18 protein-coding genes are annotated in these 23512 nt (G+C 59.2%); 7 read left to right on the top strand and 11 right to left on the bottom strand.

Translation table 11 applies throughout. The features are described 5' to 3' along the window. The first annotated feature begins 145 nt into the window (after positions 1–145). Positions 146–616, top strand: a complete 471-nt coding sequence (ybaK, locus tag CLH62_RS11000; RefSeq protein ID WP_099618199.1) for a Cys-tRNA(Pro) deacylase — start codon at positions 146–148, stop codon at positions 614–616. Between the two features lie 3 nt (positions 617–619). Next, the gene (locus tag CLH62_RS11005) at positions 620–1813 is read left to right on the top strand and encodes a cation:proton antiporter (protein WP_099618200.1); all 1194 of its coding nucleotides are present in this window, start codon (positions 620–622) and stop codon (positions 1811–1813) included. A 107-nt stretch (positions 1814–1920) separates the two neighbouring features. Here the strand turns inward: CLH62_RS11005 and CLH62_RS11010 are convergent, their stop codons facing one another. From CLH62_RS11010 to CLH62_RS11050, 9 genes are all read right to left on the bottom strand, one after another. Next, a complete protein-coding gene (locus tag CLH62_RS11010; protein ID WP_099618201.1) occupies positions 1921–4164 on the bottom strand; it encodes an NADP-dependent isocitrate dehydrogenase in 2244 nt (747 codons plus the stop codon). 506 nt (positions 4165–4670) lie between these two features. Then, positions 4671–6659 carry an acetoacetate--CoA ligase gene (locus CLH62_RS11015; RefSeq protein WP_099618202.1) on the bottom strand — a complete coding sequence of 663 codons (1989 nt, stop codon included), beginning with the start codon at positions 6657–6659 and terminating at the stop codon, positions 4671–4673. Positions 6660–6675: 16 nt separating this feature from the next. Further along, complete coding sequence (locus CLH62_RS11020; RefSeq protein ID WP_099618203.1) at positions 6676–7455, bottom strand: 3-hydroxybutyrate dehydrogenase; 780 nt, start codon at positions 7453–7455, stop codon at positions 6676–6678. A gap of 11 nt (positions 7456–7466) precedes the next feature. Continuing rightward, entirely contained in the window at positions 7467–8831 is a 1365-nt protein-coding gene (locus CLH62_RS11025; RefSeq protein ID WP_099618204.1) for a TRAP transporter large permease, read from the bottom strand. Beyond that, entirely contained in the window at positions 8831–9469 is a 639-nt protein-coding gene (locus CLH62_RS11030) for a TRAP transporter small permease subunit (RefSeq protein ID WP_099618205.1), read from the bottom strand. Before CLH62_RS11030 ends, CLH62_RS11025 begins: the two co-directional genes overlap by 1 nt. A 117-nt stretch (positions 9470–9586) precedes the next feature. Then, positions 9587–10639 carry a TRAP transporter substrate-binding protein gene (locus tag CLH62_RS11035; RefSeq protein ID WP_099618206.1) on the bottom strand — a complete coding sequence of 351 codons (1053 nt, stop codon included), beginning with the start codon at positions 10637–10639 and terminating at the stop codon, positions 9587–9589. A 329-nt stretch (positions 10640–10968) separates the two neighbouring features. Beyond that, on the bottom strand, positions 10969–12381 hold the full coding sequence (locus tag CLH62_RS11040) for a sigma-54 interaction domain-containing protein (protein WP_099618844.1): 1413 nt from the start codon (positions 12379–12381) through the stop codon (positions 10969–10971). Positions 12382–12528: 147 nt separating this feature from the next. Continuing rightward, positions 12529–14628: a 3-hydroxybutyrate oligomer hydrolase family protein gene (locus tag CLH62_RS11045; protein WP_228152832.1), complete on the bottom strand. Its 2100-nt coding sequence runs from the start codon at positions 14626–14628 to the stop codon at positions 12529–12531. Positions 14629–14895: 267 nt separating this feature from the next. After that, a complete protein-coding gene (locus tag CLH62_RS11050) occupies positions 14896–15972 on the bottom strand; it encodes a GlxA family transcriptional regulator (RefSeq protein ID WP_211285732.1) in 1077 nt (358 codons plus the stop codon). A gap of 131 nt (positions 15973–16103) precedes the next feature. Between CLH62_RS11050 and CLH62_RS11055 the strand changes: the two genes are divergently transcribed. Beyond that, positions 16104–17201, top strand: coding sequence for a class I SAM-dependent methyltransferase (locus CLH62_RS11055; RefSeq protein WP_099618208.1), 1098 nt, complete (start codon positions 16104–16106; stop codon positions 17199–17201). Between the two features lie 105 nt (positions 17202–17306). Here the strand turns inward: CLH62_RS11055 and CLH62_RS11060 are convergent, their stop codons facing one another. Continuing rightward, the gene (locus CLH62_RS11060; protein WP_099618209.1) at positions 17307–17669 is read right to left on the bottom strand and encodes a DUF6164 family protein; all 363 of its coding nucleotides are present in this window, start codon (positions 17667–17669) and stop codon (positions 17307–17309) included. An 88-nt stretch (positions 17670–17757) separates the two neighbouring features. Here CLH62_RS11060 and CLH62_RS11065 point away from each other — a divergent pair, with 88 nt between their 5' ends. Genes CLH62_RS11065 through CLH62_RS11080 form a run of 4 tightly spaced genes read left to right on the top strand, consistent with a single transcriptional unit; the run spans position 17758 to position 22263 of the window. Next, on the top strand, positions 17758–19170 hold the full coding sequence (locus CLH62_RS11065) for a DUF2868 domain-containing protein (protein ID WP_099618210.1): 1413 nt from the start codon (positions 17758–17760) through the stop codon (positions 19168–19170). Then, the gene (locus tag CLH62_RS11070) at positions 19167–20597 is read left to right on the top strand and encodes a GTPase/DUF3482 domain-containing protein (protein ID WP_099618211.1); all 1431 of its coding nucleotides are present in this window, start codon (positions 19167–19169) and stop codon (positions 20595–20597) included. Before CLH62_RS11065 ends, CLH62_RS11070 begins: the two co-directional genes overlap by 4 nt. Before the next feature lie 50 nt (positions 20598–20647). Next, positions 20648–21043, top strand: a complete 396-nt coding sequence (locus CLH62_RS11075) for an ectoine synthase (RefSeq protein ID WP_099618212.1) — start codon at positions 20648–20650, stop codon at positions 21041–21043. 11 nt (positions 21044–21054) lie between these two features. Beyond that, complete coding sequence (locus CLH62_RS11080; RefSeq protein ID WP_099618213.1) at positions 21055–22263, top strand: MFS transporter; 1209 nt, start codon at positions 21055–21057, stop codon at positions 22261–22263. Between the two features lie 31 nt (positions 22264–22294). Here the strand turns inward: CLH62_RS11080 and CLH62_RS11085 are convergent, their stop codons facing one another. After that, on the bottom strand, positions 22295–23470 hold the full coding sequence (locus CLH62_RS11085) for a type III PLP-dependent enzyme (protein WP_099618214.1): 1176 nt from the start codon (positions 23468–23470) through the stop codon (positions 22295–22297). Between the last annotated feature and the right edge of the window lie 42 nt (positions 23471–23512).

Genomic DNA, 23512 nt, shown 5'->3' on the forward strand with positions numbered 1-23512 from the left:
TAAGAGGACCTTAAGTCGAGCGTCAAATGCCATTGCCCGTAAAATCAACGAGCTCCGGACGCCTCCCCGCTGGCCTGAAGACAGTTGTTGCTCTGCGGCTTAACTGATTTAATCCCCGGATGCCGTCACTTTGAAGGAGCTGAACATGACGCCGGGCATCAACGCTGCACGTAAGGCCGGGGTGGCCCATACAATTCATCAATATAACCACGATCCGGCCAGTGAGAGCTATGGCACCGAAGCGGCCGAGAAAATGGCTGTCGATCCCGCCCGGGTTTTCAAGACACTGGTAGTCGCCATTGACGAAAAGGAGCTGGCCGTCGGCGTGGTTCCGGTGACTACCATGCTGAACATGAAACTTATCGCCCGGGCAGCCAGTGGCAAAAAGGCCGCCATGGCAGACAAACAGGCCGTTCAACGCAGCACCGGTTACGTACTGGGCGGAGTCAGCCCCCTGGGCCAGAAAAGAAAACTCAAAACCTTCATTGATGATTCCGCCCGAAGCTTCGAGACCATTTTCGTCAGTGCAGGCCGCCGCGGGCTGGAAATCGAGCTGACACCCCAGGACTTGTCAGAACTGACTGGAGCTACCTTTGCCAATCTGAAACAGGATTAAATTGTGTCCAATGCCGTAGATCTCCTGCTCATTGGCAGCATAATGCTGCTGGCACTGGGCGCCCATTTCGTGGGTCAGCGCCTGCACGTACCGAGGGTGACCCTGCTGATCCTCGTTGGTGCCCTCGCCGGGCCCCAGATGTTGGACCTCGTGCCGGCGACAACCAGCGAGAACTTCAGTCTGGTGACCGAGCTGACCCTCGCCATGGTCGGTTTCCTGCTTGGTGAACGGATGTCCTTTCGTGACCTGCGGCAGGGACGACAGGCTATCATCGTCAGTCTGACGGTAACTCTGGTAACCGCTCTGGTGATTTTTCTGGCGATATGGCTGGTGACCGAGAATATTGCCGCGTCATTGTTGCTGGCCGCGATAGCCACTGCCACCGACCCTGCAGCCACCCTGGATGTTATCAAGGAATCCGAGTCACGGGGGCCACTGACCCGACTGGTGGCACAGGTGGTTGCAATCGATGACGCCTGGGGCGCAATCCTGTTCAGCATCCTGCTGGTGTTTGCCGAACTGTTCTCAGGGAACGGCGTGAGTATCATGGCGACCGTGGGACACGGGGTCGTGGAAGTCGTTGGCTCCATCATCCTTGGCGTACTGCTCGGTCTGCCAATGGCCTGGCTCACCGGTCGCATCAGACCCGGTGAACCGATGCTGCTGGAGTCAGCAGGCTTTGTGTTCCTGGCCGCCGGCGCTGCCGGGGCCCTGAATGTCTCCTACCTGCTCACCTGTATGGCTCTTGGCGTGACCGTGGCCAACGTAGCAAGACATCACATGCGGCCGTTTCGCTCCATAGAGGGGATTTCGGATCCCTTTCTTGCGCTGTTTTTCTTCCTCGCCGGTTTTAGCCTGGACTGGTCATTACTGCCGTCCCTGGGACTGCTGGGAGGCGTGTATGTTCTGGCACGGACCGCCGGCCGGCTGCTCGGTGGCTACACTGGCGGGGTACTGGCCGGATCCGGGCGGGAGATACGTTATCGCAATGGCGCCTGTCTGTTGCCCCAGGCTGGTGTCGCCATGGGGTTGGCGCTGGTAGCCACCGCAAGGATGCCCGAGCTGACCTTCCTGCTGCCTCTGGTGGTCGGATCCACCGTAGTGTTCGAAGTTCTAGGCCCTCCAGTAGCAATGTACCAGTTACGCCGGGCCGGCGAGGCCGGCAAAGGCTACCAGGAAGAGCTTGACCGCGACTGATCCCAGCCAGGATCCAGACACAAAAAAACCGGAGAGCCTGTGCAGGCTATCCGGTTTTTTTATTCTGCAGGCATTCAGGCGAGACACCCGAATGCACTGCTATTGCATCACTTCACGGATGCGCGGGCATCGGCAAGGATCTTGTTGAGGGTGTCGCTCGGCTGCATCACCTTGCAAACCTTCTCCGCCGGCGGATGGTAGTAACCACCGATATCGGCCGGATGACCCTGGATCACGCTCATTTCCTCAAGGATCTTGTCCTTGTTTTCTTCCAGCTGTTTGGACAGCTTGCTGAAGAACTCCTTCAGCTCCTTGTCCTCGTCCTGGTTCGCCAGCTCTTCTGCCCAGTAGCGAGCGAGGTGGAAGTGGGAGCCACGGTTGTCCAGCTCACCGGTAACACGGGACGGCGACTGGTTGTTCTCCAGCAGGCGTTCAGTGGCCTTGTCCAGGGTCTGTCCCAGCAGACGGGCGCGATCGTTCTTCTGCTTCTCGCCCAGTTCATCCAGGGATACCGCGATCGCCAGGAACTCACCCAGTGAATCCCAGCGCAGGTGGTTCTCCTGCAGCAGTTGCTGGACGTGCTTGGGCGCGGAACCACCGGCGCCGGTCTCGTACAGGCCACCACCGTTCAGTAGCGGGACAATGGACAGCATCTTGGCACTGGTGCCCAGCTCAAGGATCGGAAACAGATCGGTGAGGTAGTCGCGCAGTACGTTACCGGTCACGGAGATGGTATCCAGGCCGCGGATCAGGCGTTCCATGGTCCAGCGAATGGCCCGAACCGGCGACATGATGTGAATCTCGAGACCCTCGGTGTCGTGCTCTTTCAGGTAGGTCTCGACTTTCTTGATCAGCTGGGCATCGTGGGCACGCTCATCATCCAGCCAGAACACGGCCGGCATGCCGGTGGCACGGGCGCGGTTTACGGCCAGCTTGACCCAGTCACGAATCGGCAGGTCCTTGGTCTGGCAGGCACGCCAGATGTCGCCTTTCTCGACTTTGTGCTCTGTCAGCACAGTGCCGTCCTCGGCCACGACACGGACAATGCCGTCTTCCTTGATTTCGAAGGTCTTGTCGTGGGAACCGTATTCTTCCGCCTTCTGGGCCATCAGGCCGACGTTCGGCACCGTACCCATGGTGGTGGGATCGAAAGCACCGTGGGTCTTACAGAAGTTGATCACTTCCTGGTAGATGGTGGCGTAGGTGGACTCAGGCATCACCGCCTTGGTGTCCTTGAGCTTGTTATCGCGGGCCCACATCTTGCCAGAGTTTCGAATCATCGCCGGCATGGAAGCATCGACGATCACGTCGCTGGGAACGTGCAGGTTGGTGATACCCTTGACCGAATCCACCATGGCAATTTCCGGACGGTGCTCGTAGCAGGCGTGCAGGTCTTCCTGGATCTGCTCCTGCTTGGACTCGGGCAGCTGTTTGATCTTCTCGATCACGCTGGAAAGCCCGTTGTTCGGGTTAACACCGATTTCATCGAACAGGTCGCCGTACTTGTCGAACAGGTCCTTGTAGAAAACCCTCACCGCGTGACCAAACACGATCGGGTGGGAGATTTTCATCATCGTGGCTTTCACGTGCAGTGAGAACATCACGCCAGTTTTTTCGCAGTCAGCGATGGTGTCTTCAAAGAACTTCACCAGTGCTTTCTTGCTCATGAACATGCCGTCGAGCACTTCGCCTTCGAGCAGCGGCAGTTCAGGCTTCAGGACCGTCTGTTCGCCTTTACTGTTCTCGAACACGATGCGGGTATTGGTGGCCTTGTCGAGGGTCACGGACTGTTCGCTGGAGTAGAAATCGCCGCCTTGCATGTGCGCCACGTGGGTGCGGGAAGCCGGGCTCCATTCACCCATGGAATGCGGGTATTTACGGGCAAAGGCTTTTACCGCAGCCGGCGCACGGCGGTCAGAGTTACCTTCACGCAGCACCGGGTTAACCGCACTGCCAAGCGTTTTAGCGTAGCGGGACTGGATTTCTTTCTCTTCGTCTGTCTCCGGGTTTTCCTTGTACTCCGGAAGCTTGTAGCCCTGCTCATTCAGCTCTTTGATGGCAGCACGAAGCTGCGGAATGGAGGCAGAGATGTTCGGCAGTTTGATGATGTTGGCTTCGGGGTCTTTGGTGTAGTCGCCCAGTTCGACCAGGGCATCCGGAACCCGCTGATCTTCTTCGAGGTAATCCGGGAAGTTCGCCAGAATACGCGCCGCAAGAGAGATATCGCTGGTTTCAAATTCGATACCAGCCGGCTTGGCGTAGGTTTCCAGGATTGGAAGAAGTGACCGTGTCGCGAGGGCTGGTGCCTCGTCGGTCAGGGTGTAGACAATCTTGGCTTTGGATGATGTCATTTTCGTCCTCAGGCTAATGGGTGGGTTCAGGACGGTCATGGCGGGGTCAGGCGTCTTTTGAACGTCCGACCTGAGCAATGACTGATTGGGAACTTTTGATAGGCCTACTAAGATACCATTTTTTCGTTAATTTTGGTTACGATCTTAGTATAAGAACGGACTAAAAGTACCGTATCTTCCGTTACAACACGATGAAATGGCGGGAATTTACGAAACTTTCTAACATTGCCTAACATTACTCCGGTGGAGTCGCGGAGCGGGCAGGGCTGCCAAAAACACGCTCCTTGCGGCACATCCCTGTGACGCTTGGGCTCCGCCATCCCTGGCTCCGCACAGTTTTTGGCAGCCCTGCCCGCCCCGCTTTTCTGACTATTCAGGTGAATTCCACGAAAAAGAGTCAAGGATGTAAGAGCCGGCTTATTGTTAACAAAACTCCGGCCCGAACCAGGTAGTAGGTCGGATTAGCCAAAGGCGTAATCCGACCCCCACCTCCATTTTTCAGGACATCATCCAGGCAACAACCCAACCCCAGCCAACCGCTCCCGGATATGATCCAAGGCTTCCGGATTGCCAAGGGCATCCCGGTTGTCGGCCTTCTTCGAACCATTAATCAGACGGGCCACGGCCAGTTCGACTTTCTTACCGCTACGGGTGTAAGGGATGTCGTTTACCTGCACGATATGCTTCGGTACGTGCCTTGGGCTGGCGCCCTCGCGGATGCGGGATTTAAGCTGTTTCCGCAGGTCGTCGGTGACTTCCTGGCCTTCGGCAGGCACCACCAGCAGGACCACTTCCACGTCACCGTCGATCTGGCGACCGACCACGAGGCTGTCTTTGACTTCGGCCACGGTTTCTACCTGGCGGTAGATTTCCGCGGTGCCAATGCGGACGCCGCCGGGGTTCAGGGTGGCGTCGGAGCGGCCGTAAATGATGGCGCCGCCGTGTTCGGTGAATTCAATGAAGTCGCCGTGGGCCCAGACGCCCGGGAAAGTGTTGAAGTAGGCGTCGCGGTAGCGTTCACCATTCGGGTCTTCCCAGAAGCAGACGGGCATGGAGGGCAACGGCTGACGGCAAACGAGTTCGCCGCGTCCTTCGCTGACCGGCTCGCCGTCATCCCCGTAGGCAACGGCATCGACCCCGAGGAAACGGCACTGGATTTCACCGCGGCGCACCGGCAACAGCGGAGTAGCTCCGACGAAGCAGCCACAGATGTCGGTGCCACCAGCGATTGAGCCAAGCAGAGCATTCGGGGCACCATCGGTGTACATCCAGTCGTAATCTTCCGGTAGCAGCGGAGAACCGGTGGAGAACACGATGCGCAATTTGCTCTGATCCCGGGTTTTCGCCGGTTCGAGTTCTGCTTTGCGGCAGCCGGCGATAAACCGGGCGCTGGTGCCGAAGTGGGTGACTTTCTCTCCCGCCACGGTATCCCAGAGGAAGCTCAGACTCGGGTAGCCAGGGGAGCCATCAACGGTGATCACCGCCGCGCCGGTGAGCAGGGCGGAGGCCTGCCAGTTCCACATCATCCAGCCGCAGGTGGTGAAGTAGAGGAAGCGGTCGTCCGGGCCCACGTCGCCGTGCAGCATCAGTTCCTTGGCATGATTGACCAGCAGGCCGGCGTTGCCATGAACAATGCACTTGGGTTTTCCGGTGGTTCCGGAGGAATACAGGATATAAACAGGATGATCCGGCGGCAGTGGCGTGAACGAGGGCGCCGTGCCTGCACCAAAGGCCAACGCGTCTTCCCAGGTCGTGACCAGGTCACCCGGGATGGGCGCTTCGTCCGGCAGTTGCTGGACGCTGACCACCGTTTTGAGTGTCGGCAGGCCCGCGATCAGTTCGGCGAAGTCCTGCTGGCGGGCAAAGGCCTTGCCGCCATAGCCATAGCCATTCACCACTATCAGCGCAGACGGTTCAATCTGGCCAAAACGATCGAGAATGGCACCCACGCCGAAATCGGGGGAGGCGGAACTCCAAACTGCACCAAGGCTGGTTGCTGCCAGCATGCCCACCAAGGCCTCGTAGCCGTTGGTCACTACACCCGCGACACGATCCCCCTGGCGGATATCCTTGCTGCGCAGGAAAGCCTCCAGGGCGCCTGCGTCTGCCTTGAGCTGGGCATAACTGCGACGCAGCACCGGCCGGGTTTCGCAATAGGCCACCACGGCCTCACGGTTCGCGTGCTCACCATCCGCCAGCCGGAGCAGATTGGCGGCGAAGTTCAGTTTCATGCCAGGGAACCACTCGGCACCGGGCATATCGCGCTTGCCCAGAATCTGGTCGGCCGGGGTATGACACACCAGGCCGCAGTAATCCCACACCTTCTGCCAGAAGGTGTCCAGCTCATCAATAGACCATTGGTGCAGGGCGTGGTAATCCGCAAAGGGGCCGAAGCCCTGCTGCTCCAGCCAGGCCTTGAACAGGCCCATACGGGAGTTCTTCAGGGTGTCTTCCGAGGGAGACCAGACCACCGGTGACTGTTCTGTGTGACTCATCCGTCTCTCCTGTTACTTACTGCATATGCCAGCCGTGGCTGACCACGATGGATTGGCCCGTGAGCGCTGCGGAAGGGAAGGCCGCCAGATGCACGGCCATTTCGGACACATCTTCCAGCGTGGTGAATTCGCCGTCCACCGTATTTTTCAGCATCACTTTGCTGATAACTTCTTCCTCGGAAATACCCAGCTCCTTCGCCTGTTCGGGAATCTGTTTGTCCACCAGCGGCGTGCGGACAAAACCCGGACAGATGATGTTACTGCGTACCCCATGTTCCGCGCCTTCTTTGGCCACGGCACGGCAAAGCCCGAGCATGCCGTGTTTGGCGGCAACGTAGGGTGACTTCAGGGGCGAAGCTTCCAGCGAGTGCACTGACCCCATATACAGCATGGTGCCACCGCCAGTGGCATACATCTGACGGAGCGCGGCCCGGGTAACCAGGAAGGCGCCATCCAGGTGCACGCTGATGACCTTGCGCCAGTCGGCAAATGAGAGCTTGTGCACCGGGTCTATATGCTGGATGCCGGCGTTAGCCACGGCGATGTCCAGCCCGCCCCATTTCTCCACGATAGCAGCGACGCCGTCATCGACGGCCTGTTCATCGGTGACATCCATCGCCAGAGCCATGGCAGTTCCACCAGCGGCCTCAATGGCCTGCACGGTATCGCCGGCGCTTTCCAGGGTCAGGTCAGCAACGGCGACCCTGGCACCTTCCCGGCCATAATGTTCGGCAATGGCCCGGCCAATGCCGCGGCCAGCACCGGTAATAAGGGCAATCCGGTTTTCCAGACGCATTGTCTATCTCCTTAGTCGTAAGCCACGCTCGGCAGCCAGGTCGCGATTTCCGGTACCAGGAACACGATAGCCAGAGCTACAAGCTGAATAATGATGAAGGGTATGACGCCCTTGTAGATATCCGTCACCTTGATTTCCGGCGGCGCCACGCCCTTGATGTAGAACAGGGCAAAGCCCACCGGCGGCGTCAGGAACGATGTCTGCAGACACATGGCAAACAGGATGGTGAACCACACCAGGTCGAAGCCGAGATGCTGAACTACCGGTGCGACCAACGGCAGGATGATCAGGGTGATCTCGACCCAGTCCAGGAAGAAGCCGAGCAGGAATACCGCGAACAGAATGGTCAGTATCACGCCGTAGGGCCCGAAGGGCAGCCCCAGCAACGCATCTTCGATCACCTGATCGCCGCCCAGACCCCGCAGTACCACGGAGAACGCCGTTGCACCCAGGAAAATGGCAAAAATGAACGCCGCGGTGCGTGTCGTTTGCTGCATCGAGGAGTTAAGAACTTTCAGGTTCAGACGCCCCGCCATCAGGGCCAGCAGCAGGGCGCCAAGGGCACCGACACCGGACGCTTCGGTAGGCGTTGCTATGCCGGCAAAGATCGAGCCCAGCACGCCCAGAATCAGCGCAGCCGTAGGCACCACGGCCTTGGCCACTTCCCAGACAATACTCCAGGACACTTTCTGGGTACCCTCAGGCACTGGCGCAATGTGTGGCTGAAACAGGGGGCGGATCATCACGTAGGCAACGTACATCGCGCCCAGAAGCAGACCGGGCAGGAATGCACCCATGAACAGGTCGCCCACGGACGCCTCCGGAACCGCCAGCCGGTCAGCCATCAGCACCAGCATGATAGACGGAGGGATCAGGATCCCAAGGGTACCTGTGGCGCAGGCAGTACCCACGGCAAACCCCTTGTCGTACTTGTTTTCCATCATGACTGGCAAGGAGAGCATGCCCAGAAGCACCACGGACGCACCGATGATACCCGTGGTAGCCGCCAGCAAAACGCCAATGACAACCACCGTGACAGCATAACCTCCGCGAACGGCACCGAAGAGTTTTACCATACTGTTCATCAGTTTTTCAGCGACGCCGGACTGATCGAGCATGATGCCCATGAATATGAACATGGGCAGGGCGACGAGGGTCTCGCTGTTGACGATACCCCAAATTCGCTCCGGCACGAGCCCCATGGAGGAGGGGTAGTCAAACCAGAGGTTAGCTCCAAAATTTTCGACGGCCAGCACGCCGATCACGGTCCAGACAACGGCGGTGCCACCCAGCACCCAGGCAACCGGATAGCCGGTCATCAGCAGCGCCCCGAAGGTCAGGAACATTCCGATTACAAACAGGGTTTCAAGCTCCATCAGGACGCATCCTCTTTCTTGTTATTGCCGGACTCGACCCGGATTGGCTTGGGAAAGCCGAATAGCAGTGCCGTTACTTTCAGCAAGCGGGACAGCGCCGCCACAATCAGCAGGGAAAAGGACACTGCCAGAATGCCCTTGAGCACCCAGCGATACGGAAGCCCCGCCGGCGCCTGACTGGTTTCGCCCTGCTGCCAGGAGTGATAGGCATAGGGGAACATCTCGTAGACTGCCAGCCCGAGGAACGGCAACAACAGGAAAAGCAGGCCAAACAGTTCAATCCAGGCCTGGCCTCTCAGAGACAGGCGCTCATGGAGCACATCCACTCTCACATGATCATCCACCACAAGGGTATAGGACAGCCCCAACAACCAGCCGATGCCGGCCAGATGCCACTGCACCTCTTCCAGCGTCACGGAACCCTCGTCAAAGACATATCGGCCAACGACGGCCCAGATAATGACGCCCGTCACCACGATCCAAAGCCAGGAGGCGCCTTTGCCAATCAAGGAAATCCCACCGTCTATCCACTGACTGATGCGGGTGGTTGGCAGCTCCGTGTGTTTATGTATAAATTTATCGGCGTCAGACACCGACGTTTGCTTGTTATGCGGTGAGTCTTTACCAAGCACCGTCATATAACAATTCCTCGCTCAAAAAGCCGACTGTGAAACAAGGATGGCCCCGAAGGGCCATCCAGAATTGGTCAGAGAACACCGGAACTTGCCCCGGTGTCTCGGGATCGGCCCCCGACCTTACAGATCCGTCGGAACGTAGGCCCGGGTATCCCAAACCTTATAGGTTTTCAGGAACTCGTTCTGGCTTTCATAAACGCGCTTGAAGTCGGCATCCTTGGAGGCTTCTTCTTTCAGCACTTCCTCGGTGACCGTTTGCAACTGTTTCAGAACGTCACGGGGGATCTGATCAGCCTGAACGCCCTTTTCCTGGAACTCGGCCAGCACCTTACCATTCTTGTATTCGCCCTCGGCCAGGCCAAGAGTTGTTGCCGCAGTACAGGAGGCCTCGACCAGCGCTTTCTGTGCGTCAGTGGTTTTGTTCCACTGATCCCTGTTGATCAGCATGTACTGGGCGGTGAACTGCTGGTGCCAGCCCGGGAACAGGTTGTACTTGACCACCTGGTTGAAACCCAGGATCTGGTCGATGGCGGGCATGGAGAATTCGGTGGCATCGATGGTGCCTTTTTCCAGTGCCTGGTAGAGCTCACCACCGGGCATCATGGTGACGGAGGCGCCCAGTTTTTCCAGAACCTTGCCACCCAGGCCCGCGAAGCGGATCTTCAGGCCTTTATAGTCTTCCAGTGTTTTGATTGGCTCGGCATACCAGCCCGCTGTTTCAGGCCCGATAATACCGCACAGCTGGGCGTGCACGTCGAAGCCCTTATTGGCATAGACTTCCTGCAGCATCTCATGGCCGCCACCGTAGTAATACCAGGCAGTGTAGGCCCATGGCTTCATGCCGAAGGGAACAGCCGCAAACAGAGGAATCGCAGGAACCTTGCCCTGGTCGTAACCGATCCAGGTGTAGCCTGCTTCAACCTTGCCATCGGAAACGGACTGCAAGATATCGAATGGCGGGACCAGCTTACCGGGCTCGTATACACGAACCTGGAGACTTCCGTCCGAAGCAGTGTTGAGGTTATCGGCAACCCACGCCGCAGGTGAACCCAGGCCGGGCAGATTTGTGGCGAAGGCGACCGGCATTTTCCAGCGCAGGTCATCTGCGACCGCCGATCCCGTGGTCAGGGCAATCGCACCGGCGATACCGGTAAGGGCCTTGAAGAGTTTCATTGGCAAGTCTCCTAGCATTGTTGTTTTAGTAAGCCGGGCAGTTCAGAACTGACAGGCCTAGTCTGAGTGTAGTCAGACATCGCAGGCAACGAGACGGACAGGGAAGTTTTTTTGGGTCCAACGGTACACGTCAGTCTTGTTTTCTGCGTTGTTCTGACGTCCTGCAGCTCGGCATTTGCAGACAGCATGCCAAAAGACTTTTTTCCTTTATTTTCATTAGGTTAAAAATCTCTGGGAGATAAGCATGGGCGCACCGCGTCCGATATTCCGGACACAGTTAGACATCAGTCGTAGGTAATTGTACGAATTACAGGACAGGTGTCCTGAATTCAGAACAGTCTGGCGAGTTTCTCATAAAGCACCGACCGGGAGATTCCCAGCAGCTTTGCCGCTCGTGTGCGATTACCACGACTCGCAACCAGGGCTTCTTCAATGGCCTGGGCCTCAGCCTCGGCAAGGGTCTGGGATAAAGGCCGGACTGGTTGTGCGGTCATTAACAAAGCCGGCCGACTGCCATTGCGGGGCAATACCTTGAAGATGGCATCCGCATCCAGCAGACCAGTATCCTCGCCCATGGTCAGAGCCCGCTCCAGAACGTTGCGCAATTCTCGTATGTTACCAGGCCAGTCGTAACTGCCGAGGGCGGACACCCCCGCATCGGTGATTTCCCCACGCAACTCCAGGCCGTCACAGATATCTTCCAGCAGCGCCTCGCAAAGCACACCCAGGTCCGCCAGCCGGTCGCGCAGGGGCGGAATCGGAATCTCCAGAACGTTCAAACGGTAATAGAGATCAGACCGGAAATCTCCGTCGGCAATCATCATTTCCAGGTTTCGGCTGGTGGCTGCGATAACCCGCACATCCACCGGCACCACCTTGTTGGAGCCCAGGGGTTCAATCTCCCCTTCCTGCAACGCCCGAAGCAATTTCGCCTGCAGTGGCAGGGGCATATCACCCACTTCGTCGAGGAAAAGAGTGCCACCATTGGCAAGCTGGAACTTGCCTTCACGGGTACGGCGGTCCGCGCCGGTATAGGCTCCCGGAGCCACCCCAAAAAATTCCGCTTCCAGCAGATTGTCCGGAATGGCTGCGACATTAACGCCCACAAAAGGCTTGTCGGCCCGGGCGGACACAGTATGGATCGCCTGGGCCAATACCTCCTTACCGGTGCCCGTTTCGCCGAGCAACAGTACCGGCATCTCCCGCCCGGCGGCCAGACGGGCCCGCCGTTTGACTTCGAGTGCCGCCGGGCTGGCACCGACAAAATCGCCCAGGCTGTAACGAGTGCCCCGGGCTTTCTTCGCCAGCGCCTTGCGAGCCGCGGCCAGATCCTGATGAAGCCGCCGGTACTTTGAAACCAGTGGTGTCAGAGGTTGCAGGTCGTCATACAGGACAAAGGCAACCGCGCCAACAATCGCTCCCTCGTCGTCGTAGTAGGGCAATCGTGTAACCACCAGCTGTTGCTGGTTGTGCTCCATGATGTCGAGCAGCAGGGGCTTGCCGGTTTCAACCACCTCCGGCATGCGGGTCTGAGGAATAACCTGGCGCACCGGCTTGCCAATAACCCGCGACGGATCCCCCAGGCCCAGCAGGTGGGAATAACTGCTGTTGATCCAGGTAATCCGGGCCTGCCGGTCCACCGCGATGGCACCGGCACTGGCTTCCTCAAACATCGGGAACAGGGCTTCGATCAGGTCCCGGGTCAGGCCACTCTTGTTCTTATCGCTAAACAGCTCTGTCATGTACCGCGCACCAACGGGTCGAATGTCATTCATGGTCTAAACCCTGGCACCCGGCAGGCCGGGTGCAGTCACGGAAGTATATGGGGCCCCCGGACCGGGGGCAAACGAAGCCGGCCCGACCATGAGCCGGGCCGGCTTGCCATGCTGTTACTCCGGGATCCGGAGCTGGTCGTTGGTAAAGACAATCCGATCCGCGGCATCGGGAGCAGGGTTGATTGCCGGCAGGTTAGCCTCTGCCAAGGGCGGCGCACTTTCGCCCCGGGGCACGGCACGCACCACCTGGCTGGGTGGCAACGCCTGCTTCTCTGTCAGATTGGCCCAGACCAGATCGAGCGCCTGGAAGTAGTAGTGGTGCAGTGGCACGTAACGACCAGCAATACCAGGAAGTCCATTGAGCACATCCAGGTGGTGGGCGTTGAGGATCTCGTAGTACCGAAGGTTGCTTTTCTTTCCCTCCACTCGCTGGTTCAGGCCGAAATAGGGCCGGGAGGTGTGGTTGATGGGTAGGATCGCGTCGGCACGGCCAGTGACAAATACCGCAGGCTTACCCTGCAGATCGCCGTTGGCGCGCACTTCGTCAATACCCGTTGCAATGGCCGATGCCAGCTCGGCGTCGGCCCCTTCAAGGGCTTCACCGGTGACCACATCACTGCCCTGGGCGAGGCTACGGAGGCACAGCAGGGCGTCCAGGCCGTAATCCATCTGATTGGTGCTCGGTGACGCGCTTAAGGGCAAGCTGGTGGGCTGGCCATCGGCACCGTCGTATACAATGTTCACCTTGGCCGATGGTGGAATACCGTTGCTGGCCGAAAACAGCGCTGCCTCGTCTGCGGGAGCCAATTGGCTAACGGCTCCACTGGAATCGGTCGCGGCGAAGCTGAGGCCACAGACTCGCTTTTCAACACCGGCCCGGCCATAAGCGTTGGCATATGTGTAGGAAATACTCTGTGCCACATTCAACCAGAAGTGCGCCGGCGCCAGCAGGTTTTGCTCCGGCTGAATACCAAACTCCTCGTTCAATATGCGCAGTGCATCGGTTGCAAGATCGGCTACCTCAGCGCCCGTTACCAGCCCCTTATTGGCAAGGGAGTTACAGATGTTCTGACCAATGTCCTGGGCGACCAAATTGAAAGGCGCTAGGCCCGCAATCGCCGGCGCCTGGTTGGCACAGCCCTGATAGACAGCCAGTGCCGTTGTGTAATCCAGCAGGCTCCGGCTGTGCTCGGTAATGACCGAGCCATCGCCCTGGCGGATGGTGAAGCTGCGGTCCACTTCCGGATTCACGTTCGGCTCCGATACCGCAACACCGTCAATCAGCCCCTCGGTATCCAGTTCGGCAGCCCGCACAGACGAGCCTCCACCGTTGGACACGCTGGAAGCAATCACGACCGTATTCTTGGGATTAATGGTCCTCAGAATCTCGCCATTGCCCAGCTCCCGGCCAAATTTTTCGTTCAGCACATAAAAGCCGAACTCAATGGACTGCAACACATGCAGCCCCCAGTCTGCTTCCGGATTGGCTTTGGAGTGTGCGTGCTTCCAGGCAAACCGGTCCGGCCAGGCGCTGTCGAAGGTCGCTCGCTGCTCATCGGTCAGGTCGGCCCGGAACTGCACTGGTTCCTCGGATGAGGTCAGCGTGCCATCAATGCGCTGGGCGGTATTGGTGGCCAGATTGTGTGAACCGGTGCCGGTGCCCTTGTCCGTGTACACCACGGCGCACCCTTTCTTGAGGCCCCATTCCCCGGCTGTGCCAATGGCGCCGTAGATGCCACGGGAGCCGGAGGATGGCGCCGTAACCATGCAGGGTTGCTCCGGATCAAAGCTCTCGGGCACCTGGGCCATGACCGTCACCGGGACGTCGGTTCCCGGTACCGCCATATAGGCGATGTACTCGTCACCGGGAATCCAACCTTCGCCACCGTTGCCCACCTGGGGACCAAAGAAGGCGCCATAGCCGCCGCCCGGTGCGGTATCGACGAGAGCGCGGTAGTTGTTGTAAATGGCGAGGCGCCGGAGTTCGGCAGGCGCCGGATTGAGAGCGTCTGTGAAAGCAGGCGCGGTAGTGCTCGCCAGACCGCTGGCGCCCAGACCGGCGGTCAGCAGGTCATTGGTAATGCCGTCGTAGCTGGACTGGTTTATATCGCCCTGGATGAAGTCAGGGATTTCATTGAACGGTGTTTTATCCTTGCAGGCAGTAAGGGTCATCCCCGTAGCGCCGATCAGGGCGCAGAGCATTATTCGTTTCATGATCGTTCCTTGTTTGTTGTTGTAAACGAATAGACCAGGCCTCAAGCCGGGCCCATGGAACGCCATGCGGATCCTGTGCCAATCACCCAAAACATTGATTTAAAATTGATAAATTTAATTTTCGGGAAAACCGGGGCAAAAAAATCCAGGTATCCGGACAGTTTGGTGGAAGAATTTACCGAGACATGGCCTGGAACGGGCGATTGACGGCACTGTCCGCAAATTCGGACACCGTATGGATAATCGGACAATCCGGCAAGCGATCATCTATTCATTAGCGGGTAACCGTCCCACACCTCCGAATTTCCGACGGTACTGCGCTGGAGTCAGGCCAACACGTTGCTGGAACTTGCGACTGAAAAAGGCGGCGTCCTGGTACCCCACCATTTCCGCCACCGCCTCCACAGAAACCTTGCTGGTCTCCAGAATCTGCTTGGCCTCTTCAAGCCTCAGGGTCAATACATAGTCAATGGGAGTCATACCGGTTGCCTGCCGGAACCGGCGGTGGAACGAACGTTCGCTCAGACCGCTAAGCGATATCATACCGGCCACCGGAGAGGGCTGGTCATAGTGATGGGCTACCCATTGCTGGCAACGGCCAATGACCGCATCATCAGACTGGCGCTGATGACTTACCGAAGCAAACGGTTGCTGTCCGGTCTCGTGCCATTCAATCAGATGGACCTTGGCAACCCGAACCGCTTCAGCCTGGCTGCAGAAACGGGCAATCAGATACAGACCAAGATCCATCCAGGAGGTACCACCGCCCGACATGATCAGGCGCTGGCCGGTACCGGAAGCCACCAGGGCCCGCTCCGGATGCATCCGGACGCCGGGATAACGTCTGGCCATGAAATCACAGAACCCCCAGTGGGTGGTGGCATCCTCACCGGCCAGCAAACCGGCCTCACCGAGCAGAACTGCGCCGGTACAGGCGGTGGCGATCAGACCGTCCTTGCGCCAGTAGTCTTTCAGCCAACGGGTTTCCCGGGCAAACAGGTCACCGGGGCCGGAGGCAGGGTCGAACACCACTTCGAGAATGCAGAGTGCATCCGGGCAATACCGGTCGTCCAGGGTTTTCGCCGGCTTGACCCAGCCGCCGTTCGACAGCTCCATAGGCTCGCCATCCATTGAAACGATGGACGCATTGATCAGTCCCTCGCCCGGAGTGCCCTGCATCAGAAAGTCCCAGTCACGCCCGGCTGAGGCAAGAACCTCCTGCATACCATAGATTGGCGACGCTGTTGCCTGGGGTACGGCGAGAATGCCCACCTCAATCGGCCGGCGAAGCGTCTCCGGACTGTTCTCTGCCACCATGGTGCCCTCCCTTTCAAACCTGATCATAGGACCTTCAATTCGCCCTGACCACCTGGCGGATTCGACCAGTAATTGACGGATTTCGCTGAAGGGCACAAACGGCAGCGGGTGCAGCATGGACGTGCACCAACCACAAACCGAAACAGGGAGACCCCCCCATGAACGCACCACTTTCTGCATCCGCAACCCCTCGGACACCCGAACTGTTCGGAGAGCAATTCGCCAACATGGTGAATCACGCCGCCATCGTGGCCATGGCCTCACTGGGCCATAGGCTAGGCCTGTTTGACACTCTGGCCAGCCTGCCGCCGGCGACCAGCGAGCAGATTGCCAGAGCTGGCGGCCTGAACGAGCGGTACGTCAGGGAATGGCTGTCGGTGATGGTGACCGGCGGCATTGTCGATTATCATCCCGTCGACAAGACCTTTTCGCTGGATCCGGCCCACGCCGCCTGCCTGACACGCAGCGCTAGCCCGAACAACCTGGCGGTAACCGCCCGATTTATTCCGCTGATCAGCAGCATGGAGTCAGACCTGCTGGCGTGTTTCCGGACCGGTGAAGGCTTATCCTACAGCGCCTACCCCTGCTTTCACGAAGTGATGGCGGAAGACAGCCATCAGACCGTGGTCAGCGCTCTGTTCGACCATATCCTGCCGCTGGTCCCGGAGTTGCGTGAACGCCTCAACCAGGGCATTTCAGTGCTGGACGCCGGCTGCGGACGTGGTCTGGCCCTGCTCGCCCTGGCCCAGGCTTTCCCGAAAAGCCGGTTCACCGGTTTTGATCTGTGCGAGGAAGCGTTTGCACCTACCCGGGAGAGAGCCCGCTCACTCGGGCTGTCCAACCTGACGTTCGAACCCAGGGATCTCCGGGATTTCCGGCAACCGGCGGCCTATGATCTGATCACCAGCTTTGATGCGGTTCATGACCAGGCAGACCCGGCCGCCTTGCTGAAAGGCATTTGCGGAGCCCTCCGGCCTGGAGGGATTTACCTGATGCAGGATATTGCCGGCTCAAGCTTCCTGGAAAACAACCTTGAACATCCCCTCGGGCCACTGCTTTACACCATATCCTGTGCCCACTGCACACCGGTTTCCCTCGCTCAGGGCGGACCTGGCCTTGGCACGCTCTGGGGTGAAGAAAAGGCCGAACAGATGCTCCGCCAGGCAGGCTTCCGCGATATTACGTCCCAGCGTCTGGAGCACGACCCGTTCAACGTTTACTTCATTGCCCGCAACGGGGAGGGACGCAGCTCATGACTAAATACCTTTTAGGGCTCTATGCGCTCATGGCACGCCCGGCCATCGGACTGGCCTACCGGGATTACCGTCAACAGGTACCTGCGTTTGTTCCTTCGCTCCGCCTTACCCTATACGGACAAACGGTAGCAGGCTCAGCCCCGCTATCACCAGAATCGCCAGACAGGCGGCCAGGGTCCGGACCGGATGGCGCCGGAGCATAAACCAGACACCGCCTGACTCGCCGCGGGCCAGGTTTTCCTCGTATACCCGCCGCTGGGTTTCCTGACGCTGCCGATGATAGGCCTCAAGCAGCGCCCGGGCCCGGGCGGCCTCATCGTCATCGTGCACCCAGAACCCCCCCATACTGATACCCCAGCGGCTTGGCGATGTCTCGTAATAAACCACGTCATGGGCTTCGAACAGGGCCCGGATTTCATCGGCTTCGTCATCGGGCACATGGCGCAGGTTCATCAGATGGTGGGGCATGCAGGCTCGTTGTCTGGTATCGGGTGCGGGAATCCCTATATCCTAACACCAAAGCACCATTGGCCGAATCCACCACCCGGGACACTGAATGACCGATAGCCCCCTCCGCCTGCTGCTGGGTTTTGATGCCCAGGCGCAACGGGACAAATCACAACCGCCGGCTTTCCTCCATCGCCGCGACCGCAAATTCGCTCTGGTTTGCGAAGAGCAGGGCGTTGCCCCGGATGCGACCCGCTGGCTGGCACACCTCAACCGTCTGAGCGGGCCCGACGCAACACCGCCAACGACGGACCAGACCCTGACTTTCTGGCGCCGGGTCAATACCGGCTTTGCGGCGGTCGGGATCGTTGCCGGCGTACTTACCATGGTCGGGCTGCTGTTTTACGACGGTGGCCAGCGTATCAATATCACCGTTTTTCTGGCCTTCGGGTTGCTCCAGTTGCTGCTGGCCCTGTTCACCAGCATGCAGTCAATTGTCGGCTGGCAGCCCTGGCGCTGGCTTATAAGGCGGTTCCAATCCGGCGAGGCGAGTAAAGGAACGATTAACAGGCTGCACCCTTTGTTGATGGCCAGGGCAGCCCATCTCGGCGGCCTTTGCTTTTCAGTCTCAGGCCTGGTCACGCTACTGGTCATGGTGGTGGTACAGGATCTGGCCTTCGGCTGGAGCACCACACTGGAGACGGCTGCCGCAAACTACCACCAGCTGGTACAGATCATCGCCTCCCCCTGGGCCTGGTTATGGCCGGCGGCAGCGCCCGATCTCGCCCTGATCGAAGCCACCCGCTTTTTCCGGGCCGGAACCGAAGGCGCCAGCCCGGATCCTGCCCTCTGGGGGCAATGGTGGCCATTTGTCACCATGCTGTGGGCGACCTGGGTACTGCTGCCGAGACTGCTCCTGTTGCTTCTGACCTCCGCGTTGGTCCGGAACCGGGCACGCCGGCTAATATCCAGCCACCCGGCAATGCATGCGCTGCTGTACCGCATGGAAACGCCGGCCCTGGATACCGGCAATGAGCACAACGATGCCGACGATCTGCCGGACACCCGGATTCGCGACAATCTGCTTCCGCTGCCAGACAGCGATACCCTGCTGTGCTGGGCTGGCGCCGGAGAACCGGAACTGCCCGAGGCCCTGCGCTCAGAGAAAAAACTGATTCTCCGGGCCGGAGGCAGAGCCAGTCTCACGGAAGATGAGCAGGCCCTGAATCAGATAGCTGATCACCTGAAGACCGGAGGTAACACCGTAATTCTGCTGACCCGATGCTGGGAACCGCCAACCGGTGAGCTTCAGGATTTCCTGGATTCAGCCCGCGGAATCTGGCCCAGTGGCACCCGGGTAGCGCTCGTGCCCCTGGCAGCCGATATCAATCGCGAACCAGCGGGGCACCAGATTCAGCCCTGGCTTCGGTTCGCTGAACGGGTCGGCAACGAATTCGTGCGGGTGTCACTGCCACCACTTCAATGGCCGGTCCCTCACACCGCCAGCGGGGAGCCATCATGACGCAGGCACCCACCTTCGCCGTGGTCGGGCACCCAAACAAGGGCAAATCCAGCGTGGTTGCCACCCTATCCCAAAACGATGCCATCGCCATTGCCCTGGAGCCTGGCACCACCCGAAAGCGCCAGGCCTACCCCCTGAAAGTGGACGGAAAAATTCTCTACACGCTAGTGGACACACCCGGTTTCCAGCGCCCGAGGCGGGTACTGGAATGGCTGGAGGCCCACAGTGTGTCAGCCTCAGACCACGCCGACACTGTGAAGGCTTTCGTGACTCAGCATCAGGGCGATGGGCGGTTCGTTGATGAATGCGAGCTGCTGACACCGTTGCTGGAAGGCGCCGGCATTATCTATGTGGTGGATGGATCGGTGCCTTACAGTGCCGAGCATGAGGCGGAAATGACCATCCTGCGCTGGACTGGCCGTCCAAGCCTCGCTCTGATCAACAGCATTGGTGCCGATGACTTCAGTGCCACCTGGCAGGCCGCCCTCAGCCAGTTCTTTCAGGTAGTCCGCAAGTTCGATGCGGTTCGCGCCCCGTTTGATCAGCATTTGAGTCTTTTGCGCGCATTTGGCCAACTGGAGCCTGACTGGGAAGATCCACTTGAACAGGCCACCCACTACCTGTCCGGGCAGCGGCAGCAACGCCGTCGGCAGGCCTCAGCGCTGGTGGCCAGGGCTCTGGAGGACATGATGTCGTTCCGGGAGAAACGCACTCTGACCGCCAGCCAGGCCGCCGAAACCAGTGACGGCTCATTGGCCGACCAGTTACGTCAGCACTGGTATCGCCATCAGCGCCAGCGGGAACAGACCCTGCGCGTGGACATTGAGCATCTGTACCAGCACCAGCGCATCCGCCGCCAGGAAGCGGAGCTGGAGTGGCACAGCGAGCACGATCTGTTTTCCGAAGACAGCCGCAAAGCCTGGTCGGTCAGCAAACGTTACCTGGCCACCGCCGGCTTCGGCGCAGGTGCCGTAAGCGGAGCAGGCATCGACGCCCTGACTCTCGGTTCGTCCCTGGGAGCCGGCGCCCTGGTAGGTGGCCTGATTGGCGCTGCCGGCAGCTATTTCTACGGCGACCGGCTCGCCCTGCCGGCGCTGAACATCGGCGTGCTCCGGGACGGATTGAAAACAGCGACCTTCGGACCTGTACAGGACAGCCAATTCGGCTATGTTGTATTAGGGCGTGCGATTGATCACTGGTGGCACATCAGCCACCGGAACCACGCCGGCCGGGAACTGCTGGATCTGGAGCCAGCGGATCACCACTGGCTGGAAAGCCTTGATAAAAGTAGCCGACAAGACATTCAGCGGGCCTTCGACAAGTGCCGAAAACGGCGTCCCCTGGACGAACGCCAAAGGGAGAAATTCACTGCGGCCATTGAACAATCCATGGCGGTCTACGACGATTGGCGGTTGAATCGGACCTGAAAGGGATGTTTATACTTAAAGGCTATTCCATCACACAATGAGGAATGCGAATGAAAATCGTACGAGTGCAAGACATCATTGGTACCGAACGCGAAGTCAGCGGTCCGGGCTGGACCAGCCGCCGCATGCTGCTGAAAAAAGACGGCATGGGTTTCTCTTTCCACGAAACCATCATCCCGGCGGGCGCTGAACTCAACCTCTGGTACAAGCACCACCTGGAAGCGGTGTATTGTGTTGCCGGCAACGGCACCATCACCGATAAGGCGACCGGGGAAACCCACGAAATCTCCGACGGCACACTCTACGCACTCGACAAGCATGATCAGCACACCCTTCGCGGTGGCACAGAAGACATGCGACTGATCTGTGCCTTCAACCCACCGGTCACCGGAAGTGAAGTACACGACGAAGACGGCGCCTACCTGCCGGATACCAGCGAAGACTGATCCGCTGATTCGTGGCTGAATACCAGGCCGCAAACACACCGCCATCGCCAGCCAAGCTGCTGCCGGTGGCGGTGCTGCTTTGGCTGGCCGGCATTTACCTACGCATACCGGTGCTGGTGGCTCCCCCCCTGGCACCGTTCATCAGCGATGAGCTGGCGCTGACCCAGGCCCTTACAGGCGCCCTGACCACCCTGCCCATTCTGATGCTGGCAGTCGGCTCCATGCCCGGCTCACTGGCTATCGCCCGAATCGGCCCACGGAACACCCTGGCTCTGGCCATGGTGATCATGGTGATCGGCTCCGCAGGCCGAGGCCTGGTTCCCGACACCTTCACACTGATGCTGGCCAGCGCCGTCATGGGGTTTGGCATCGCCATGATGCAACCGGCACTGCCTGCACTGCTGCCGAGATGGCTGGAACCCCACCACCTGGCCCTGGGTTCTGCCATCTACATGAACGGCATGCTGATGGGCGAATTCATCGGCGCAGGCATAACCCTGCCAGTGCTCATGCCCCTGCTCGACAACAGCTGGCGCGCCACCCTGCTGGTCTGGTCACTGCCAGCGCTACTGGTTGCCGCTGCCCTGTTTCTGCCAAAACGGGACCGCGCCCGCCCCGTCCGCAAAGTGGCCTGGCTGCCAGACTGGAGCAACCCGCTCACCCTGAAAATCGGCCTGCTTCTGGGCCTCTCAGGCTCCATGTTCTTCGGCCTGAACGCCTACATGGGTAGCCTTTTGGAACAGCAAGGCCAGTTCAACAAACTCGCCGACGCCCTGTTCTGGTTCAACATCGCCCAGGTCTTCGCCTCCCTGACCATGCTGAAAATGGCCAGAGTGTGGGTTGGCCGACGCTCCGCGATCATCATCACCGCCTCCCTGAGCGTCATCGGCACCCTCGGCGCCATCTCCCTGACCGGCTGGTGGTCCATCGCCAGCGCCACCGTCATGAGCCTCAGCGCCGGCATCCTGCTGATCCTGCTGGTCGCGGTACCACCCCTGGTCACCTCCTCAGAAGAAACCGGCCGCCTCTCCGCCGGCACATTCCTGGTCGGCTACACCCTGGCGTTTTTCATCCCCATGCTCGGAGGCTTCCTGGCCGACTGGACCGGCGACGCCAGACACGCCATCCTCACCATCATCGCCTACAGCCTGCTGGTTCTCCCCCTGGCGTTTACCCTGGACCTGAGACGAAAAAGGACCAGCCCGAAGACTGATCCTTAAAAAAGACACCCCGCCCTGCGGCCAGACCCAATCAGATGTAATAGTCCTTCAACGGAGGAAACCCGTTAAATTCAATAGCACTATAGGTCGTCGTATAAGCCCCGGTAGAAAGCCAATACATCCGATCCCCGATGGCCAGATTCAACGGCAGCGGATACTTATGGTGCTCATACATGATATCGGCACTGTCACAGGTCGGCCCCGCAATCACGCAGTCCTCGCCTTCACCCACCTTCTCCGTCCAGATCGGAAACTTGATCGCCTCATCCAGTGTCTCGATCAATCCCCCGAACTTGCCGACATCGGTAAACACCCAGCGATGCAGGGCCGTCCGGGATTTCCGGGAAATCAGTACCACCTCACTCACCAGCACACCGGCGTTGGAAATCAGTGACCGGCCCGGCTCGATGATGATCTCCGGCAGCTCGTCGCCGAAGTCCTCACGCAGAAAACGCACGATTTCCTCCGCGTACACCTTCAGCTCGTTGGTGCGGGTAATGTAATTGGCCGGAAAACCACCGCCCATGTTGATCATCTTCAGCTCAATGCCGTCTTCTTCCTTCAAACGCTCGAAAATCACCTTCACCTTGCTCAGGGCCGCATCCCAGGCGCCAATTTCCCGCTGCTGGGAACCCACATGGAAGGACACACCGTAGGGCACCAGGCCCAGATCACGGGCCAGGATCAGCAGATCCATGGCCATGTCTGTCTGGCAGCCGAACTTACGGGACAACGGCCAGTCCGCCGTCAGCGTGCCCTCGGTGAGAATACGCACATACACCTTAGAGCCCGGGGCGGCCTTGGCAATGTTACGAAGATCCGCCTCGGAGTCGGTCGCAAACATGCGCACACCTTTCTCGAAAAAGGTGCGAATGTCCCTGGCCTTCTTGATGGTATTACCGTAGCTGATGCGCTCACCAGTCACACCCAGGGCCATTACCTTGTCCAGCTCATACACCGACGCGATATCGAAACAGGCGCCCTTGTCACGCAGCATGGTCAGGATCTGCGGAGCAGGGTTGGCTTTCACCGCGTAGTACACCCTGGCGTAGGGGAAACCTTCCACCAGCTCTTCGTACTGGCGATCAACAGTGGCGGTATCGATCACCACGAACGGGGTTTCTTTGCCATCGGCAAAGTCCTTGATGCGCTTGAAAGTCTCGGCGCTGTAGTAATCGGCAATGTTGGCGTTGGCAGCTTCGGTCATGGGTGGTGTGTCCCTCCACAGGGCAAACAGGCATAAAAAAAG

The sequence above is a fragment of the Marinobacter guineae genome, assembly GCF_002744735.1.
Lineage (GTDB): Bacteria > Pseudomonadota > Gammaproteobacteria > Pseudomonadales > Oleiphilaceae > Marinobacter > Marinobacter guineae.